Below are 18620 nucleotides of genomic sequence, written 5' to 3'. Positions count from 1 at the left end.
CCCCCCCCCCCCCCCCCCCCCCCCCCCCCCCCCCCCCCCCCCCCCCCCCCCCCCCCCCCCCCGCGCCCCCCCCCCCCCCCCCCCCCCCCCCCCCCCCCCGCCGCGTGATGCGTGCGCGCGTCAGGCGCCGAAGCGCACCTCGACGCGCTCGTTGGGCACGCAGTGCGTCATCCGGAGACCGGTGACGTCGCGCGGGCCGTTCTTGCCGAGGTTGGCCGCGCGCTGCAGCTCCGCCTCCGACAGCGTCTGGGTCTGCAGCGGCTCGAGCCCGCGGACGTCGTCCGCGGAGATGCCGAGCCCCTCTCCGACGCGCTGGCCGAGCTCGTCGTCGCACATGAAGAAGTGCCAGACCATCCGCTCCTGGACGGGGCGGACCGCCTCGGAGATGTTGTCGACCAGGTTCTTGACCAGGTCGTCCTTCTCCCACTGGTCCATGAGCTGGTAGCGCTGCCCGGCCTGCGTGTAGTCGTCGGTCCGGGGGATGCGCTTGCGGGTGAGCCGGCCGGTGATCTCCGGGCCCTGCTCGTCGTGCGTCGGGTACTGGGCCTCCCGCAGGCCGCCGGTGATCGACGGCTCGTAGTTCACGTGCGGGTTCTGCCCCGGGCCCAGGTCCACGCCGAAGGACATCTGGCCGCCGCGCTGGTTGGTGTGGACCGTCGCGCCCTTGGCCGAGTTCACCGGCAGCTGCAGGTAGTTCGGGCCCACCCGGTAGCGTTGGGTGTCGGAGTAGGAGAACGTCCGGCCGACCAGCATCTTGTCGTCGGAGAAGTCGAGGCCGTCGACGAGGACGCCGGTGCCGAAGGCGCTCTGCTCGTTCTCGTTGTGGTGGTCGCTGACGTTCCGGTTGAGCGTCATCGTCCCGACGAGCTTGGGCTCGAAGTCGTTCTCCGGCCACACCTTGGTGTCGTCGAGCGGGTCGAAGTCCAGCTCGGGGTGGTCGTCGTCGCTCATCAGCTGGACGTAGAGGTCCCACTGCGGGTAGTCGCCGTTCTCGATGGCCTCGTAGAGGTCCTTCGTGGCGTGCCCGAGGTCGTTCGCCTGGACGGCCGCGGCGTCGGCGGCGGTGAGGCTCTTGACGCCCTGCTTCGGGATCCAGTGGTACTTCACCAGGTGGGTCCCGCCCTCGGCGTCGACCCACTTGTAGGTGTTCACGCCGAAGCCCTGCATGTGCCGGTAGTCCGACGGGATGCCGCGCGGCGAGAACAGGTTGACCAGCATGTGCATGGCCTCGGGGGTCTGCGACATGAAGTCGAAGATCCGGGCCGGCTCCTGCCGGAAGGTGATCGGGTCCGGCTTCAGGGAGTGGATGACGTCGGGGAACTTGATGGCGTCGCGGATGAAGAAGACCGCGAGGTTGTTGCCGACGAGGTCCCAGTTGCCGTCCTCGGTGTAGAGCTTGACGGCGAACCCGCGCGGGTCGCGGGCGGCCTCGGAGGAGTCGCGGCCGCCGATGACGGTGGAGAAGCGGATCGCCAGCTCGGTCTTCTTGCCGGGGGCGTTCAGGAACTTGGCGCGGGTGTAGCGCTCGATGGGCTCGTCGCCCCACGTCCCCGTGGCCTCGAACTCGCCGTAGGCGACGAAGCCGCGCGCGTGGACGACGCGCTCGGGGATCCGCTCGCGGTCGAAGTGGCTGATCTTCTCGAGGAACTGGTAGTTCTCCAGGGTCGCCGGGCCGCGCGCGCCCACCGTCCGCTGGTTCTGGTTGTCGTAGACCGGGTGGCCCTGACGGTTCGTCAGGACGGGGCGGTCGGCCTCGCTCGGGGCCGCGCCCTGCGATGCGACGTCGGTCATGCTCCTGTTCCTCCTCGGTTGTGGTGCTGTGCGACCGGGACGGCGGCCGCGGGGCGGCCGGCGTCCCGGCAGTCGGGGCAGAGCCCCCAGAACACGACCTCGGCCTCGTCGACGACGAAGCCGGACGCGTCCGACGGGGAGAGGCACGGGGCCGCGCCGACCGGACAGTCGACGTCGGTCACCGCGCCGCACGAACGGCAGACCAGGTGGTGGTGGTTGTCCCCCACGCGGACCTCGTAGAGCGCCGGGGCGCCGGCGGGCTCGACCCTGCGGGCCAGGCCGACGGCGACCAGCGCCCTGAGCACCCCGTACACCGCCTGCGGCGAGAGCGGAGGGTGTGCCGCGCGGGCCACCGTGACCAGCGTGTCCGCGTCGGCGTGGGGATGGCCGGCCAGGGCGTCGAGGACCGCGAGCCGGGGCCGCGTCACCCGCAGCCCCGCGTCGCGCAGCCGGTGCGCCCAGATCGTCTCCATCGGCTCCCACCCAACCCCCGTTTCTTGATCGAGTCAAATCAAGGGCGGGGGAACGGGGGACGTCGTGCAGGGGTGCGGTACCCGCGGCCGGGTCCCGGACACACGCCGGGCCCCTCCTCCACGACGCGGGAGGAGGGGCCCGGGAACGGGACGGGGGGGTCAGGCGAAGACGATGGTGCGGTCGCCCTCGACGACCACGCGGTCCTCGACGTGCCAGGTGACTGCCTGGGCCAGCACCTGCCGCTCGACGTAGCGGCCCACCCGGCGCATGTCCTCCACGGTGGCGCGGTGGTCGACCCGGGCCACCTCCTGCTCGATGATCGGGCCGGCGTCGAGGTCGGGGGTCACGTAGTGCGCCGTCGCCCCGATGAGCTTCACGCCGCGGTCGTGCGCCGCGCGGTAGGGGTTCGCGCCGACGAAGGCCGGCAGGAAGCTGTGGTGGATGTTGATCAGCCGCTCGGGGAACCGGCTGCAGAAGTCGGCCGAGACGATCTGCATGTAGCGGGCGAGCACCACGAGGTCGACGTCGCCGACCAGCTCCAGGGCCCGCGCCTCGGCCTGCTCCTTCCCGTCCGGCGGGACCGGCACGTGGTGGAACGGCACGCCCGCCGCGGCGGCGACCGGCTCGAGGTCGGGGTGGTTGGAGACGACGGCGACGATGTCGGCGCGCAGGTCACCGGCGCTGACCCGGTAGAGCAGCTCCTGCAGCACGTGGTCGGTCTTCGACACGAACACCGCCACCCGCGGGCGGCGCGCGGCCTCCGAGAGCCGCCAGGTCAGCTGCCACTGCGCGGCGAGCAGGTCGAGCGCGCCCTCGAGCTGGCCGCGCCGCTGCGCCAGCCCGGGCAGCACGAACTCCAGCCGCAGCGTGAACGTGCCGCCGGTCGGGTCCGAGGAGTGCTGCTGCGACTCGATGATGTTGGCGCCGACGTCGGCCAGCAGGCGGGACAGCACCGCCACGATGCCCGGGCGGTCGGGGCAGCGGACGACCAGCCGCCCGACGTCGGTGGTGGCGGGGTCGTGCGCGAGCGGGGCGGCGGACACGGGACGACATGCTCGCAGAGCCGGCCGCCGCGGCTGCACCGTGGCCGGTCTGCACAGTGGCCGGTCCCCGGCTACACCGCGGGCAGCCGGGAGCGCGTGCGGTCCGCCACGTCGAACAGGTCGCCGTACTCCTCCACCCGGGCGAGCACCTCCTCGGTGCGGAACCGCAGCTCGCCGGGGTCGGCACCGCCGCGGACGGCGTCCACCTCGTCCCAGCCGATCGGCGTCGACACCGGGGCGTCGGGCCGGGCCCGCAGCGAGTAGGGCGCCACCGTCGTCTTGGCCGGGTTGTTCTGGCTCCAGTCGACGAGCACCTTGCCCGGCCGTAGCGCCTTCTCCATCCGCCAGACCACGCGGTCGGGCGTCTCGGCGGTGAGCTCCTGCGCCAGCGCCTTGGCGTAGCGGGAGGGGTGCTCGCGGTCGGTGACCCGGATCGGCGCGTAGACCTGCATGCCCTTGGAGCCCGACGTCTTGACCACCGGGTCGAGGCCGTCGGCCACGAGCTTGACGCGCAGCCGCTCGGCGAGGTCGCAGCACTCGGCGATGCCGGCCTGCGGGCCGGGGTCGAGGTCCAGCACGAGCAGGTCGGGCAGCGCCGGCTGGAGCTTGCTGCCGACCTGCCACTGCGGGACGTGCAGTTCCAGCGCCGCCAGGTTGGCCGCCCAGGCGAGGTCGGCGACCGTCTCGAGGACGACCATCTCCAGCACCTCGCGGTCCCGCGAGCTCCCGGGGCTGGGCACGGTCACCCTGCGCACCCAGTCCGGCGCGTGGCGCGCGGTGTTCTTCTCGAAGAACGCCTGCCCCTCGACGCCGTCGGGCCAGCGGGTGAAGGTCACCGGCCGCCCGGACAGGTGAGGCAGCAGCACCGGGGCGATCCGCACGTAGTAGTCGATCACCGCGGCCTTGGTGAACGAGACCTCGGGGAAGAGCACCTTGTCGAGGTTGGAGACCGACAGCTGCCGGCCCTCGACCCGCACCCGCTGCTTCACCGTGCCCACCTCACGCCGTCCCCCTCACGGGGACCACTCCACGACGACGTCCTCGACGTCGAGGTCGTCGCGCAGCCCCCGCCACGCAGGGTGGCGCATCCGGCCGTCGGCGGTCCACGCCGCGAAGGCCACCTCGCCGACCAGGTCCGGCTCGGCCCACTGCGCGTCGCGGGCGACGTCGCGGGGCAGGGCGTCGGCGAACGGCGAGGTGCGGCGCGGGGCGAGCGCGGCGCCGAGGTCGCGCAGCATCGCGTCGGTGAAGCCGGTGCCGACGTGGCCGGCGTAGACCAGGCGTCCGTCGTCGTCGTGGACGCCGACCAGCAGCGAGCCCACTCCCCCGGCCCGCCGGCCCTTGCCCGGCCGCCACCCGCCGACGACGACGCTCTGCATGCGGACGTGCTTGACCTTGCGCCACTCCGGCGCGCGCACGCCGGGGCGGTAGGCGGAGTCCAGCCGCTTGGCCACCACGCCCTCGAGGCCGTTGTCCCGGCTGGCGGCGTGCACCCCGGCGCCGCCACCGGTGAACCACGGGGTGGTCACCCAGCGGTGCCCCTGGGCGCCGAGGTCGTCGAGGCGCTCGCGGCGCTCGGTCCACGGCAGGTGCAGCAGGCTGCGCCCGCCCACGGCGAGGACGTCGAAGACGAGGTAGGTGACCGGCGCGGCGGCGGCCAGGCGGGCCACCTCGGCGCCGCCGGTGCGGTGCATCCGCCCCTGCAGCAGCCCGAAGTCGGGCCGGCCGAGCCGGTCGAGGGCCACCACCTCGCCGTCGACGACGACGTCGGCCTCGGCCAGCGCGTCCGGCACGCGGCCGAGTTCGGGATAACGGACGGTGATCGGGGTGCCGCTGCGCGCCCACAGCTCCGCCCGGCCGCCGCGGACCGCGGTGACCGCGCGGACGCCGTCCCACTTGAACTCGTAGCCCCACTCCGCGTCCTGCGCGCGGGGCGGCAGCTCGCCGGCGACGGCGAGCATCGGCCCCGGCACGGGGGGCTCGGGGAGGGCGTGGCGCACCGTCAGGCGCTGCGCCGCGAGGTGCGCTTGGCCGGCTCCTTCTTGGCGGCGGTGACCTTGCGGGCGCGGGTCGTGCGGGCCGGCGGCTCCTCGGCGGCGGCCTTCTTCGCCGGCGTCTTCTTCGCGGCGGCCTTCTTCGCGGGCGCGCGCCTGGCCGGCGCGGGCTCGTCGTCGGCGGCCGCGGCGCGGGCGCGGCGGCGGGGCGCCGGCGCGGGCTCGTCAGCAGCGTCGTCGTCAGCAGCGTCGTCGTCGGCCGCTCCCCCGCGGGCCCGCTCGACGCTGCGCCGCAGCGCGCTCATGAGGTCGACCACGGCCGCGCCGGGGTCGGCGGTCTCGGGGACCGGCTGGACCTCGCCGCCGCTGGCCTTGGCCTCCAGCAGCGCGGTCATGGCCTCGCGGTAGTCGTCGCTGAACTCGGTCGGGTCGAACTCGCCGGTCATGGAGCCGATGAGCGCCTCGGCCATCTGCAGCTCCTGCGGGCGCACCGACACGTCCTCGTCGAGGAAGCCGAAGTCGGGACGGCGGATCTCGTCGGGCCAGCGCATCGTGTGCAGGACCAGCACGCCGTCCTTGACCCGCAGCGCGGCCAGCGACTCCCGCTGCCGCAGCGCGATCTTGGTGATGGCGACGCGGCCGGTGTTCTCCAGCGCGTCGCGCAGCAGCACGTAGGGGCGCGTGGCCGGGCCGTCGGGCTCCAGGTAGTAGGTCTTCTCGTACTGCACCGGGTCGATGTCGCCCTGGTCGACGAACTGCAGGACCTCGATCTCGCGGCGGGTGGCCAGCGGCATCTCGGCGAGGTCGTCGTCGGTGAGGATCACCAGCTGCCCGTCGGGCAGCTCGTAGCCCTTGGCGATGTCCCCGTACTCGATCTCCTCGCCGTCGATCGAGCAGACCCGCTTGTACTTCACCCGCCCACCGTCGGCGGCGTGCACCTGGTGGAAGCGGACGTCCTTGTCCTCGGTGGCGGTGTACAGCTTCACCCCGATGCTGACCAGGCCGAACGAGACCGCGCCGCGCCAGATCGAGCGCATCTCCACTCCCCTTCCCCGGGCCGGACCGGGCACACCGGCCGGAGGGCGGCCGGCCCGCAGGATAGGTGCGGACCGGGCCGCTCAGCAGCACGGATGCCGTCGATCTCCTCCGCCCGGGGGAAGCGGGCGTCCTCCGTTCTCAGACCTGCTCGGCGTGCCGGCCGGCCGTGTCGTCGTCCTGCGGATCGTCCTGCGCGTCGTCCTGCTGGTCGTCCCCGCCGCCGGTGACGCTGCTCTGCAGCGCGTCGTAGGCGAACTGCAGGACATCGGAGCCGGCCACCATCGTCATCGTCAGCGCCGCCAGCCGGGTCGCTCGCGGCGCGGCCACGTAGCTGAAGACGAACGCGGTGCCCACCCACTGCGCCAGGCAGAACGGGCAGGTGACCAGCTCACCGACGGCGTGCTTCCAGCCGTGCTCCACGCGCAGGTCCTCGGCGAGCTCCGCCTCGCCCGACGCGCCCTGGAAGCGGGCGAACGGGGCGCGCAGCGGGCTGGTGACCGGGTCCTTGGCGATGCGGCGGGCCAGCCGGAAGGTGCCGACGGTGAGCAGCAGCGCGTCGCCGAGGGGGATGCGGGAGGGCAGCTCGCGGCCGGAGGCGCGGACGACGGCGGCGCCCGCGGCGACGGCGGCGCTGTAGACGCCCATCGCGCCGAGGAAGCCGCCGAGCGGGCGGTCCTCGTCGCCGTTGTAGCCGCGCTCCTGGTCCTGCGCCCAGCGGCGGACCGGCTCGATGGTCCGCTGCACCTCGTCGGGGATCGCCATGGCCGCCCGCTACCCGGTCGTGCACCGCCTCATGCCGTGACGGGAGGAACGCGCCTGCCCGCATGGCCCGCCGGGCGGCGGGTAGGCGGAGGGCAGCCCGCCGCCGGGACCGGTGTCCCGGCGGCCCGAGAGGAAGGGACCCCGTGACCGAGAACAGCGGTGCGCTGCACTCCGCCCAGAACGACGCCGACTTCCCCGACGACGAGCGCGGCCTGACCGGCACCCACGACGACGCCGGCGCCCCGCGCACCGAGGGCCAGACCGCCCGGGACGTGTTCCCCGAGGACGAGGGGATCCCGGAGGTCGCCCAGGACGACTCGCCCACGATGCAGTCCGCGGAGGACCCGGAGTTCGCGCCGATGCCCGGCGAGGACCCCGGCGCCGTCCTCGACACCGGCACCACCGCCTACGAGCAGTCCGCCGGCGAGCCGCTGAGCGGCCGGCTCGACCGCGAGGTGCCCGACGTGCAGCCCGGCGTCCGCCCCGCCGAGGACCCGCAGGCCGCCGCGATGCAGCTGGAGCAGGACACCTCGACGACCTTCGACAGCGACTCCGGCACGAACAAGACCGCCGACGACGTCGAGGCGACCGCCGACGTCCGGGCCGGCGGCGAGGGCCCGGAGGAGTCCGCGGTCCACGTCATCGACTCCTGATCGACTCCTGATCGGCTCCTGATCGGCTCCTGATCGGCTCCTGATCGGCTCCTGGGGCCCGTCCGAGGAGGCCCCCGGGACGGGCCGCCCCGGTCACCTGGCCGGACGCATCTCCTCACCCGATCCGCCGACCGGCCCGGGCACCCGCCCGGGCTGGTTGGCGGTCTGCCATCCGGTTGTCTACGTTTGGGCGTGCGGTTGAGCAGTCAGCCGTACGCGCCGCCCGGCCGACCGCCGGCGGTGCTCCCAGGACCGCGCGACAGCTCGGGGGCGACGACACCCCCGGCCCGCGCGGCGGTAGATTGACCGGTGGCCGCCCCGATCGGCGTGGCCACTGAGAGGAGCTGTGTCCGTGACCGCATCCGACCTGCCCGCCGGGGGGCAGCACGACGTGTCGAACGAGGGCACGGAGGCACCCTTCGACGACGTGATCACGCTCTCGACCTCCACCGGTGAGGACGGCGCGGTCACGGTGACGGTCGTCGGCGAGGTCGACACCTTCACCGCCCCGGTGCTGCGCTCCTCGCTGGACACCCAGCTCGAGCAGCAGCCCCGCGAGCTGGTCATCGACCTGTCCGGCGTCCAGTTCCTCGGCTCCGCCGGGCTGGCCGTCCTCGTCGAGACGCAGAAGTCGGCGCGCGCCCGCGAGGTCGAGCTGCGCCTGGTCGCCACCACCCGGGCGGTCACCCGCCCGCTGGAGGTCACCGGCCTGATCGACCTGTTCACGATCGTGGACAGCAGCGCCCGCTGACCTGCGCCCGCACGACCCCGTACCACCCTGCGAGGCCCCGCTCCGGCGGGGCCTCGCGTCGTTCCGGACCCGGTCGGCCGGGTCAGGCGGACAGGAGACGCCGGAAGGACCCCCTGCCCCCCACCGCTCGCACGCTCGCGGCGGGCCCCTGCAGGGGGCCGACTAAGCGGACAGGAGGCGACACACCGCCTGCTCGAGCACCTTCTGGGTGTCGCGGGTGCCCTCGGAGTCGGCCAGCTCGGCCAGCGCCGCGGCCACCGTCTCGCCGTGCTCGTACCGGTCGACCACCCGCGGGTCCACGTAGCTGGCCTTGCAGACCGCGGGCGTGTTGCCGAGGTGCTCGGACACCCGCACGTAGGCCTCGCGGATCGTCTTGTTGCGCACCGTCTTGTTCTTCGGCGCCGGCTGCTCGGCGAGCGCGGCGGCCATCATCACCGTGGCGTTCCACGTCCGGAAGTCCTTGGCGGTGATCTCCGCTCCGCTGACCTCCTTGAGGTAGGCGTTGATCTCGTCGCTGGTGACGTCGCGCCAGGTGCCGTCCTCGAGCTGGTAGGCCAGCAGCTCGTCGCCGGTGTCGTCGGGCCGCTCGAGCAGCTGCCGGACGACGGTCGCCGTCGGGCGGTCGGTGATCTCGACCTCCCGCTCGATGCTGCCCTTGGCGGTGTAGCGGAAGTAGGTGCGCTCGCCGCGCACCGTGACGTGCTCCCGGCGCAGCGTGGCCAGCCCGTAGGTGCCGTTCTCCTCGGCGTACTCCTCGCTGCCGATGCGGAAGGTGCCGAGGTCGAGCAGCCGCAGCGCGCAGGCGAGGACGCGCTCGCGGTTGGGACCGCGGGTGCGCAGCGCGGCGGCCACCCGCTCGCGGACGTCGGGCAGCTCGGAGGCGATGGCCAGCACCCGCTCGTGCTTCTCGGCGTCGCGGCGGGCCCGCCAGGCGTCGTGGTAGCGGTACTGCCGCCGCCCGGCGGCGTCGAGGCCGGTGGCCTGGATGTGCCCGTTGGGCCACGGGCAGATCCAGACGTCCTGCCAGGCGGGCGGGATGGCGATGCCCTTGATCCGCTCGAGCCGGTCGGCGTCGCGGATCAGCGCGCCGGTCTGGTCGCGGTAGGAGAAGCCGCGGCCGGCACGCCGCCGGGTCCAGCCGGGGCCGTGCACGTCGCTGCGCCGGAGTCTCACCCTGCGTGGATGGGCACCGGGGCGGCCCCGTAAACGGGCGCCACCCGTCAGCGCAGCTCGACCAGCCGCTCCAGTCCGCTGACCTCGAGGATGTGCCGGGTCACGCCGCCGGCGGGGGCGTGCACGACCAGCCGCCAGCCCTCGGCCTCCGCGATGGCGGCCACGGCGAGCACCACCCGCACCGCGGCGCTGCTGAAGAGGGTGACCTCGCCGAGGTCGAGCTCGACCCGGACGGTGCCGCCGTGGCTGGCCTCGAGCAGGCGGATGCGCAGCTGCTCGGCGCTGACCATGTCGACGTCGCCGGCCGCCCGCACCACCGGGCCCTCGCCCTCCCGGTCGACGACGATGCTCGCGTCGGTGCCGCCCGCCGGGTGCTCGGGCTCCTCGTCGGGCGTCTGCCGCAGCCGGGTGCGCAGCGTGACGGTGGTGCCGTGCTCGCCGCGCACGACCATGCCGTCGACGAGCTGGCGCATGATCAGCAGCCCGCGGCCGCGATCGCCGGGGTCGCGGTCCGGCGGGCGCCAGGTGCCCTCGTCGTGGACGGTGACGGTGAGGACGCCGTCGACGTCGACCGCCGCCGTCACCCGCATCGGCCCGGGCTCCGTGCCGCGGTAGGCGTGCTCGGCGGCGTTGGCGCAGGCCTCCCCCACGGCCACCATCACCCCGACCCGGTCCTGCTCGCCCATGCCGAGGGTGGTGAGCCAGGCCGACAGCCGGCGGCGGACGGCCGGCAGCGCCGCGGGGACGGCGGTGAGGTCCAGGCGCAGCGGCTCCACCGACCGCGCCCGGCGGTGGGCCACCAGGACGGCGACGTCGTCGGGGCGGCCGTCGCCGGTGAGCAGCCCGCCGGCGATGCGCGCGGCGAGCCCCGCCACCGCCTCGGCGTCGAGCGCGTCGGGGTCGGCGAGCGCGGCGCGGGCCACCTCGGTGAGCCGGCCGAGCCCCTCCGAGGGCGGCGGGCCGGGCGCGGCGACGGCGCCGTCGGAGTAGAGGACGAGGGTGGCGCCGGGCTCGAGCTCCGCGCGGGCGACCGGGGTGGCGGCGCCCGGCAGGGTGCCCAGCGGCGGGCGGGCGGTGACCGGCAGGTAGCCCGTGCTGCCGTCGGCGTGCACCAGCAGCGGCGCGGGGTGCCCGGCGGCGGCGAACGACAGCCCGCCGGTCGCGACGTCCAGGACGGCGTAGAAGACCGAGGCGCCCTGGACGTCGTCCATCTGGGCGGCGAAGTCGTCGAGGGCCGCGAGCACCGCGGCCGGGGCGGGGTCGCGCAGCGCGCTGGAGCGCATGGCCCCGCGCAGCCGGCTCATCGCCGCGGCCGCCGGGACCCCGGAGCCGACGGCGTCGCCGATGACCAGGGCGAGCCGGCCGTGGCCGAGGGGGACGACGTCGTACCAGTCGCCGCCGGCGGCCCGCTCGGAGGTGGCGGGATGGTAGCTGCCGGACAGCCGGACGTCGGGCAGCAGCGGCAGCGACGGCGGCAGCAGCGAGTGCTGGGCCTCCGCGACCACGTCGGGCGGGGTCTCGCCGTCGCCGGGCAGCGGCGCGGCGCCGTCCCCGCCCTCGACGACGAGCACCGCGCCGGCGTCGCCACCGGCCGCCAGCGGGCGCACCGACACCGTCACCGGCGGGCCGCCGTGCACGAGGGAGCCGCTGAGCGTCTCCGGCCGGCCGGTGCGCAGGACGCTGGCCACGATCTCGGCGACGGGGCGGCCGCCCACCACGGGCAGGTCGTCGGGGGCGGGGCCGAGCTCGCGGGCGCGGGCGTTGGCCCACACGGTGTGCTGCTCCGGTCCGGTCACGAACCACAGCGCCGACGGCGCGTCCTCCAGCGCCGCGACCAATGCCGCCGGGCCCTCGTCCACGACGGGACGGGGCCCCGGCGGCGCGCTCCCCTGGCTGGCGTTCATCCGGGACAAGTCGACAACAGGAGCGGGGGCCCGGCAACCGCGCGCACCCCCGCCCCGGGCGGCGTTTGCCGGGGCGCAACCCGGGGTAGCCCACCCTGCTGGCGGCAGAGCCGGGCCCGCGCCCGCGCCCCGCCCGGCGCCGGGGGCACCCCGGCGGGCAGACTGGAGCCGGTCGCCGTCGTCCCGCCTCCGGCGGGCGGGCGGCCGAGGCGGACGATGAGGAGCAGACGACGGATGGCGGACTCGAGGAGTGCCCTCGCCCAGGACGGGCGGCGCGCCGAACGACTGGAACTGCGCGTGCCGAGCACGCCGACCCAGCTCCCCGCGGTGCGGGCGATGGCCGGTGACCTGGCCATCCGCATGGACTACGACCTCGACTCGGTCGAGGACCTGCGCCTGGCCGTCGACGAGGCCTGCGCGACCCTCGCCTCGATCGCCCTCGGCGACGCGCCCCTGACCGTGGTCTTCGAGACCACCCGCAGCGGCCTGCACATCGACGCGTGGGTGCCCACCGCCGACGGCACCGACGTGCCCCGCGACGGCTTCGGCTGGACGGTGCTGCAGACCCTCGCCGACAACGTCGAGGGCCGCCCCGCCACCCAGGCGACCGTCCCGGCCGGCGACGGCAGCGACGCCGCCGTCGCCGTCATCTCCATGGACAAGTACCTGCCCGGGCAGCGACCGGGCGACCCCGTCGGCCGGCTCGACCGTGACCTGAGCAGCGACGTCACGGTCGCTCCGTGACGTCGGCGGCCGCCAGCAGCCGGGCCGTCGAGGAGGACCCACTGCACGACGACGCGACCCCCGCCGAGGACGCGACCTCACCCGAGGACGCGTCCTCCTCCGGGGACACGACCGACAGCGGGGAGGCGGTCAGCGCCACCCCGGCCACCGACCGGCTGACCGCGGAGTCCGACAGCCCCCCGGTGTCGGACAACCGCCGCCGGGCCGAGCGCACCGCCCCGCTGTTCGCCGAGCTGGCGACGCTGGAGAAGGACGACCCACGGCGGGAGCGGCTGCGCGAGATCCTGGTCGAGGAGCACCTGCCCCTCGTGCGGCACTTCGCCCGCCGGTTCAGCAACCGCGGCGAGCCCTTCGACGACCTGCTGCAGGTGGGCACGCTGGGCCTCATCGCCGCGATCGACCGGTTCGACCCGAACCGCGGCGTGGAGTTCCTCTCCTTCGCGGTGCCCACGATCACCGGTGAGATCAAGCGGCACTTCCGCGACCAGGGCTGGTCGGTGCGGGTGCCGCGCCGGCTGCAGGAGCTGCACCTGTCGCTGAACTCCGCCGTCGGCGAGCTCGCGCAGAAGAACGGCCGCGCGCCCACGCCGTCGGAGCTGGCCGAGCACCTGGGCATCCCGCGCGAGGAGGTCCTCGAGGGGCTGGCGGTGGCCAACGCCTACCGCAGCAGCTCGCTGGACGAGCGGCTCTCCGGCGAGGACGACTCCCCCACGCTGGCGGCCACCCTCGGCGAGGAGGACGCGGCGCTCGAGGGCGTCGAGTACCGCGAGTCGCTGCAGCCCCTGCTGGCCACCATCCCGGCCCGCGAGCGGCGCATCCTCATCCTGCGGTTCTTCGGCAACATGACCCAGTCGCAGATCGCCGCCGACATCGGCATCTCGCAGATGCACGTCTCCCGGCTGCTCAGCCAGACCCTGGCCAAGCTGCGCGAGGGGCTGCTCAAGGACTGAGGTGGGGGGGGCCCCCGGGGGCGCCCCCCCCCTCAGGCCGGCGGCTGACCGGCCCCGGCCCCCACCCCCCACACGGCCGCGCGGGCGAGGTCGGACGTCGGCGGCCGCTGCGGGGAGGGCACCGCCGGCCCCGCGTCGGCGATGCTGCTCATCTCGATGCGCGCCTCGGGCTGCTCGGCGGCCGGGGGCAGGCTCGACTCGAACCAGCCGCTGGTGTCCATCGGCGCGGCCGGCGTCCCGTCCCCCGACGGCGGGACGTCGAGGAACGAGCGGCTCTCGCCGTCGCCGCCGCCGAGGCGGGACAGGCCCTCGAGCGCCTTGGTGAACTCGCTCGGGACGATCCACATCTTGTTCGCGTCGCCCTGCGCGATCCGCGGCAGCGTCTGCAGGTACTGGTAGGCCAGCAGTCCCTGGTCGGGCTTGCCGTCGTGGATCGCCTGGAACACCGTCTCGATCGACTTGGCCTGCCCCTGCGCCTGCAGGTACAGCGCGGCGCGGTCGCCCTCGGCCCGCAGGATGCGGCTCTGCCGCTCGGCCTCCGCCTCGAGGATCGCCGCCTGCTTGCGGCCCTCGGCCGACAGGATCGCCGAGGCCTTCTGCCCCTCCGCCGTCGTGATCGCCGACTGCCGGGCGCCCTCGGCCTGCAGGATGATCGCCCGCTTGTCGCGGTCGGCGCGCATCTGCTTCTCCATGGAGTCCTGGATCGACGGCGGCGGGTCGATGGCCTTGATCTCCACCCGCGCCACCCGCAGCCCCCACGGGCCGGTGGTGCCGTCGAGGACCTCGCGCAGCTGGCTGTTGATGCCGTCGCGGCCGGTGAGCGCGCCCTCGAGGTTGAGCCCGCCGACGACGTTGCGCAGCGTCGTCGTGGTCAGCTGCTCCATGCCGGTGATGTAGTTCGCGATGCCGTACACGGCCAGCCGCGGGTCGGTGACCTGGAAGTAGACGACGGTGTCGATGCCGACCTGCAGGTTGTCGGCGGTGATCACCGGCTGCGGCGGGAAGGACACCACCTGCTCGCGCAGGTCGATGGTGGCCCGTACCCGGTCGACGAAGGGCACGAGCAGCGACAGGCCCGGGGAGAGCGTGCGGCTGTAACGACCGAGGCGCTCCACCACCTTGGCCTGGGCCTGCGGCACGATCGTCACGCTCTTGGCGGCGACGAGCACGAACAGCACGACGGCGACGACCAGCACGATCAGCGCGGCACTCACGGGCGTCCTCCCGGGTCGGTGGTCCCTACGGCGATCCTGCTGGTCAGCGGCGCGGCGGCGCCACCCGGTCCGGCCGCTACCCGATCTCCTCGCCGACGATCGCGGTGGCGCCCTCGACCTGCAGGATCCGCACCGTCGTGCCGACGGGGTAGGTGTCGTCGAACTCGCTGCGGGCGGTCCACTCGTCGGCGCCCACCTGGATGCGGCCACTGGAGCGACCGACCACCCGGGTGACGACGGCGGTGCGGCCCACCAGGGCCTGGACGCCGTCGCGGTGGGCCGGCGCCCGCTCCAGGTGCGCCCGCGCCACCGGCCGGACGCTGGCCAGCAGGAACGCCGACAGCCCCAGGAACGCCACCAGCTGGAACGGCACGGACGCGCCGGCCAGCGCGGCGACGGCACCGCCCAGCGCACCGCCGGCGAGCATCAGCAGGACCAGCGCACCACCGGCGATCTCACCGGCGGCCAGCAGGCCCGCCGCGACCAGCCAGAGCACCCAGGCAGCCATGCCCCCAGTCTCCCAGACGACGGGGACGCCGTCGGCGGCCCGCACGCGGGAGCCGCGCCACCCGGCCGCGCTCCCCGGCCGCGCCACGGGTCCCCGCCACGTAGCCTCGCGGCGTGCACGAGCTCCTCGCGGGCCGGTTCGCGGTCTGGGCGACCGCGTGGCTGACCGGCCGCACCTCCACCGACGAAGCGCTGGACGCGCTGGCCGACGACCGCGCCCACCAGGTCACCGGGATGCCGGGGTCACCGGGCACGGTGCCGCTCGGCTGGGCGCTCACCGCCCTGCGCGGCCTCGGCGAGCGGCGCGTCCGGCTGGTGCTGCCGGTGCCCGGCGACGTCCGCGGGCTGCCGCCGGCGCCCGGCCTGGCGCCGCTCGCGCTCGAGGCCCGGCAGGCGGCGGTGGGCGACCGGGTGGCACTGGTGCCCGAGGCGGCCGGCCCGGAGGTGGTGTCCTGGACGGCGGTCGACCTGGCCGGCGTCGCGCCGGCGCCCCCGCCGGTGGAGGGCTCGCTGCGCGCGGTTTCCGGGGCGCTGGACCTCGCCGTCGGCGACGCCGCCCGCACCCTCGCCCGGCTCGACCTCGCCCGCTGGCACCCCGAGGTGCCGGCGCTGCTGAGCGGCCTGGCCGGCGCGCGGGCGCCGGGCCTGCCGCCGGACACCGACCCGCTCGCGCTGTCGGTGCTGGCCCGCGCGCAGCGGCTGTCGCGGGTGCTGGACCTCGCGATGGCCGACACCCCGGGCGGCGCGGTCACCTCCGGCCAGGCCGCCGCCCGCGACGACGCGCTGCGCCCGCTGGCCGACGCCGTCCGCGAGGCCACCGTCGCCGCGTACAACGCCGTCCCGCGCTCCTGAGCGCCCGCCGGCGGCCGTCCCGGCGCTACGGTGCGCGGGCATGACGGCGCCGACGATGAACGGCCTGATCCACAACGCGGTCCGCCGCGACCTCGACCGGCTGACCGCCGCGCTGGAGGTCTGGTCCGACGGCGACCGGGACCGCGCGGCCCGGCTCGGGCGGGCCTTCGCCAACCTGCGCCGCGAGCTCACCCACCACCACGAGGGCGAGGACGCCCACGTCTGGCCCTTCCTCGCCGGCACCGGCGTGGCCCCCGACCTGCTCGCCGAGATGGAGGACGAGCACGCCGCGATGTCGGCCGCCCTGGCGCAGACCGGCGACGCGCTGGCCGCGCTCGCCCGCACCGGGTCGGCGGCCGACGCCGCCGCGGCCCGGGCGAGCGTCGGGCGCACCCGCGAGGTGGTCGGCGCCCACCTCGACCACGAGGAGCAGGAGCTCGAGCCGCTGCTGCACGGGCACGAGGGGACGGCCGAGTGGCGGGCGGTCACCGGGCGGCTGCGGCACCGCTCCCCCGCCGACGCGGGCTCGTTCTTCGCCTGGCTGACCGACGGGATCAGCGACGGCGACCGGGCGGCGCTGCGGGCCACCGTGCCGGCGCCGGTGACCGGCGTGCTGTCGCGCGTGTTCGGCCGCCGCTACACCCGCACGGTGGCGCCGGTGTGGCGGGAGGCGGTCACGCCCGGCGCGCGGTGACCAGCCAGGCGGCCGAGCCGAGCTCCACGCCGTCCGGTCCCGCGTGCGCCGCCATACGGCGGCGCAGGTCGGCGACCGCCCCCTCGCGCGCGGCGTCGTCGAGGCCGTCGAGCATCCAGCCGGCCAGGCCGAGGACGAAGGTGACCGCGTCGTCGGCGTCGGCGCCGAACCACTCCGGCTCGGCCAGACCCTCGACCTCCACCTGAGCGTGACCCGCGTCGGCCAGCACCCGCCGGACGCGGGCGGGGTCGGCGAGGGAGAACGGCCCCGGCGCACCGGGTGGCGGCGCGGGCAGCGGGCGCCCCGCGGCGAGCGCGCCGAGGATCTCGGTCATCCACTCGTTGGCCTCCAGCGCCTGCCACACCAGCAGGACCAGCCGGCCGCCGGGCACCAGCGCGCGGCCGACGTTGGCCAGCGCGGCCACCGGGTCGGCGAAGAACATCGCGCCGGTGCGGCTGACTGCCACGTCGAAGGACGCCGGCGGGAAGGCCGCCACCTGGGCGTCGGCCTGCTCGAACCGGGCGCCGTCGAGGCCCTCCTCGGCCGCCCGCCGCCGGGCCACCTCGAGCATCGCCGCGGACAGGTCCACACCGAGCGCGGAGCCGGTGACGCGCGCGGCCGCCCGGGTGGTGGCGCCGGTGCCGCAGCCGACGTCGAGCACCCGGTCGCCCGGGCGGAGCTCCGCCGCGGCGAGGAAGGCGGCGTCGTAGCGGGCCACCGCCCGGTCGAAGCGGTCGGCCTGCGCGGCCCAGAACGCGCCCTGGGCGCCGTCCCAGGCGCCCAGCTGCGCGGCGTTGGCGGGCGCGACGTCGACCGTCCGCCCGCCGACCGGGTCAGGGGTCATGGCCCACCGTCCTCGTCCGGCCCCCGGTGGACCGACGGTCCTCCCGGGGGCCGGGCCCCGTCAACGGGTCAGGCGGGGCGGGCCGCCGGGCGCTGGACGAAGCAGCAGGAGGCCGGGCAGTCGGTGCCCAGCCGCGGCTCGCCGCCGGCGCGCCGCTCCTGCAGCAGCTCGCGGACCATCGCCACGAACGCCGGGTGGGTGCCGGCCGTGCCGGCCCGGACGAACACCAGCCCGAGCTCCTCGGCGGTCTCCTTCGCCTCGTTGTCGAGGTCCCAGATCACCTCGAGGTGGTCGCTGACGAAGCCGACGGGGAACAGCACGACCGCCGTCTCGCCGTTCTCGTGCAGCGCGCGCAGGTGGTCGTTGACGTCGGGCTCCAGCCACGGCACCGACGGCGGGCCGCTGCGCGACTGCCAGACGAGGTCGAAGGCCCGCCCCGGCTCGACGGCGTCGACGACGGCGCGCGCGGCGGCCGTGAGCTCGTGCTCGTAGGCGTGCCCGTCGGGGCCGGCGACGGCGGCCATCGCGTCGGGGATGGAGTGCGCGGTGGCCACGAGCCGCGCGGTGGCGCGGTGCTCCTCGGGCAGCTCCGCGAGCGCGGCGGCCAGCGCGTCGGCGTTGGCGCGCACGAACCCGGCGCCGTCGAAGTAGTGCGGCAGCTTCTCCGCCGTCGGGCCCCCGCCGGTGGCGATCCGGGCCCGGGCGACGTCCTCGTGGTACTGCCGGCAGCCGGAGTACGAGGCGTAGGCCGACGTGGCCAGCACGTACACGTGCTCGATGCCGTCGTCGGTCATCTGCTGCCAGACGTCCTCGACGTAGGGGTCCCAGTTGCGGTTGCCCCAGTAGACGGGCAGGTCGACGCCGTTCGCGGCGAGGTCGGCCTCGACGGCGGCGACCAGCGCCTGGTTCTGCTCGTTGATCGGGCTGACGCCGCCGAAGTGGTGGTAGTGCTCGGCGACGTCGAGCAGCCGCTCGCGCGGGACGCCGCGGCCGCGGGTGACGTTCTCCAGGAACGGCATGACGTCGTCGTGGCCGCGGGGGCCGCCGAAGGACAGGACCAGCAGCGCCTCGCGGCGGCCGGGCGGTGCGGGGGTGACGGAGGGCTGGGCGCCCCCGTTGTTGCGGACGGCGAGCGAGGGGTCCTCGTCGGGTCGCTGGCCGGGGTGCAGGTCGACGGTCGCGCGGGGCACGTGCTCTCTTCCTGTGCGCCGGGAGGCGCGGATGCGGGACGG

At 75.5% G+C, this 18620-nt stretch carries 19 protein-coding genes; 6 read left to right on the top strand and 13 right to left on the bottom strand.

The annotated features are described in order from the left end of the window. Nucleotides 1-120: 120 nt before the first annotated feature. The 7 genes from ACI78R_RS13845 to ACI78R_RS13815 form a co-directional block, all read right to left on the bottom strand. Entirely contained in the window at nt 121-1791 is a 1671-nt protein-coding gene (locus ACI78R_RS13845; protein WP_457041135.1) for a catalase, read from the bottom strand. Further along, nucleotides 1788-2264 carry a Fur family transcriptional regulator gene (locus ACI78R_RS13840; RefSeq protein WP_457041134.1) on the bottom strand — a complete coding sequence of 159 codons (477 nt, stop codon included), beginning with the start codon at nt 2262-2264 and terminating at the stop codon, nt 1788-1790. Before ACI78R_RS13840 ends, ACI78R_RS13845 begins: the two co-directional genes overlap by 4 nt. A 159-nt stretch (nt 2265-2423) precedes the next feature. After that, entirely contained in the window at nt 2424-3308 is an 885-nt protein-coding gene (gene purU, locus ACI78R_RS13835; RefSeq protein WP_073420215.1) for a formyltetrahydrofolate deformylase, read from the bottom strand. Between the two features lie 71 nt (nt 3309-3379). Then, entirely contained in the window at nt 3380-4297 is a 918-nt protein-coding gene (gene ligD, locus ACI78R_RS13830; RefSeq protein ID WP_457041133.1) for a non-homologous end-joining DNA ligase, read from the bottom strand. A 24-nt stretch (nt 4298-4321) separates the two neighbouring features. After that, on the bottom strand, nt 4322-5281 hold the full coding sequence (gene ligD / locus ACI78R_RS13825) for a non-homologous end-joining DNA ligase (protein WP_457041132.1): 960 nt from the start codon (nt 5279-5281) through the stop codon (nt 4322-4324). A 29-nt stretch (nt 5282-5310) separates the two neighbouring features. Beyond that, complete coding sequence (ku, locus tag ACI78R_RS13820) at nt 5311-6339, bottom strand: non-homologous end joining protein Ku (RefSeq protein ID WP_073420754.1); 1029 nt, start codon at nt 6337-6339, stop codon at nt 5311-5313. Between the two features lie 139 nt (nt 6340-6478). Further along, nucleotides 6479-7102, bottom strand: a complete 624-nt coding sequence (locus ACI78R_RS13815) for a DUF1360 domain-containing protein (protein ID WP_083628560.1) — start codon at nt 7100-7102, stop codon at nt 6479-6481. Between the two features lie 143 nt (nt 7103-7245). On the opposite strand from ACI78R_RS13815, the gene ACI78R_RS13810 reads away from it, so the two are divergent. Both ACI78R_RS13810 and ACI78R_RS13805 read left to right on the top strand, forming a co-directional pair. Continuing rightward, a complete protein-coding gene (locus ACI78R_RS13810) occupies nt 7246-7755 on the top strand; it encodes a hypothetical protein (RefSeq protein WP_073420216.1) in 510 nt (169 codons plus the stop codon). A gap of 352 nt (nt 7756-8107) precedes the next feature. Next, on the top strand, nt 8108-8506 hold the full coding sequence (locus ACI78R_RS13805) for an STAS domain-containing protein (protein ID WP_073420756.1): 399 nt from the start codon (nt 8108-8110) through the stop codon (nt 8504-8506). Nucleotides 8507-8668: 162 nt separating this feature from the next. Here ACI78R_RS13805 and ACI78R_RS13800 read toward each other — a convergent pair whose 3' ends face one another. Next, nucleotides 8669-9679 (bottom strand): DNA topoisomerase IB, encoded by a 1011-nt coding sequence (locus ACI78R_RS13800; RefSeq protein ID WP_457041131.1) that lies wholly within the window; start codon nt 9677-9679, stop codon nt 8669-8671. Nucleotides 9680-9726: 47 nt separating this feature from the next. Then, on the bottom strand, nt 9727-11538 hold the full coding sequence (locus tag ACI78R_RS13795) for a SpoIIE family protein phosphatase (protein ID WP_457041130.1): 1812 nt from the start codon (nt 11536-11538) through the stop codon (nt 9727-9729). Nucleotides 11539-11880: 342 nt separating this feature from the next. Between ACI78R_RS13795 and ACI78R_RS13790 the strand changes: the two genes are divergently transcribed. After that, nucleotides 11881-12327, top strand: coding sequence for an ATP-binding protein (locus ACI78R_RS13790; RefSeq protein WP_457041129.1), 447 nt, complete (start codon nt 11881-11883; stop codon nt 12325-12327). Then, on the top strand, nt 12324-13277 hold the full coding sequence (locus ACI78R_RS13785) for an RNA polymerase sigma factor SigF (protein ID WP_457041128.1): 954 nt from the start codon (nt 12324-12326) through the stop codon (nt 13275-13277). The genes ACI78R_RS13790 and ACI78R_RS13785 overlap by 4 nt, the downstream gene beginning before the upstream one ends. Nucleotides 13278-13309: 32 nt before the next feature. On the opposite strand, the gene ACI78R_RS13780 is transcribed toward ACI78R_RS13785, so the two are convergent. Both ACI78R_RS13780 and ACI78R_RS13775 read right to left on the bottom strand, forming a co-directional pair. After that, nucleotides 13310-14491 (bottom strand): SPFH domain-containing protein, encoded by a 1182-nt coding sequence (locus ACI78R_RS13780; RefSeq protein WP_457041127.1) that lies wholly within the window; start codon nt 14489-14491, stop codon nt 13310-13312. A 76-nt stretch (nt 14492-14567) separates the two neighbouring features. Further along, nucleotides 14568-14999, bottom strand: coding sequence for an NfeD family protein (locus ACI78R_RS13775; protein ID WP_073420758.1), 432 nt, complete (start codon nt 14997-14999; stop codon nt 14568-14570). Nucleotides 15000-15112: 113 nt separating this feature from the next. On the opposite strand from ACI78R_RS13775, the gene ACI78R_RS13770 reads away from it, so the two are divergent. Continuing rightward, nucleotides 15113-15850, top strand: coding sequence for a hypothetical protein (locus tag ACI78R_RS13770; RefSeq protein WP_457041126.1), 738 nt, complete (start codon nt 15113-15115; stop codon nt 15848-15850). 40 nt (nt 15851-15890) lie between these two features. Beyond that, nucleotides 15891-16544: a hemerythrin domain-containing protein gene (locus tag ACI78R_RS13765; protein ID WP_457041125.1), complete on the top strand. Its 654-nt coding sequence runs from the start codon at nt 15891-15893 to the stop codon at nt 16542-16544. Here the strand turns inward: ACI78R_RS13765 and ACI78R_RS13760 are convergent. After that, nucleotides 16525-17388, bottom strand: coding sequence for a class I SAM-dependent methyltransferase (locus ACI78R_RS13760; protein ID WP_073420223.1), 864 nt, complete (start codon nt 17386-17388; stop codon nt 16525-16527). The genes ACI78R_RS13765 and ACI78R_RS13760 overlap by 20 nt on opposite strands. A gap of 68 nt (nt 17389-17456) precedes the next feature. Then, complete coding sequence (locus ACI78R_RS13755; RefSeq protein ID WP_457041124.1) at nt 17457-18578, bottom strand: ferrochelatase; 1122 nt, start codon at nt 18576-18578, stop codon at nt 17457-17459. Nucleotides 18579-18620: the final 42 nt, after the last annotated feature.

It is taken from the genome of Geodermatophilus sp. SYSU D01106 (assembly GCF_054049995.1).
Note: the sequence above shows the minus strand (reverse complement) of the source record. Positions and strands in the feature narration are given on the sequence as shown.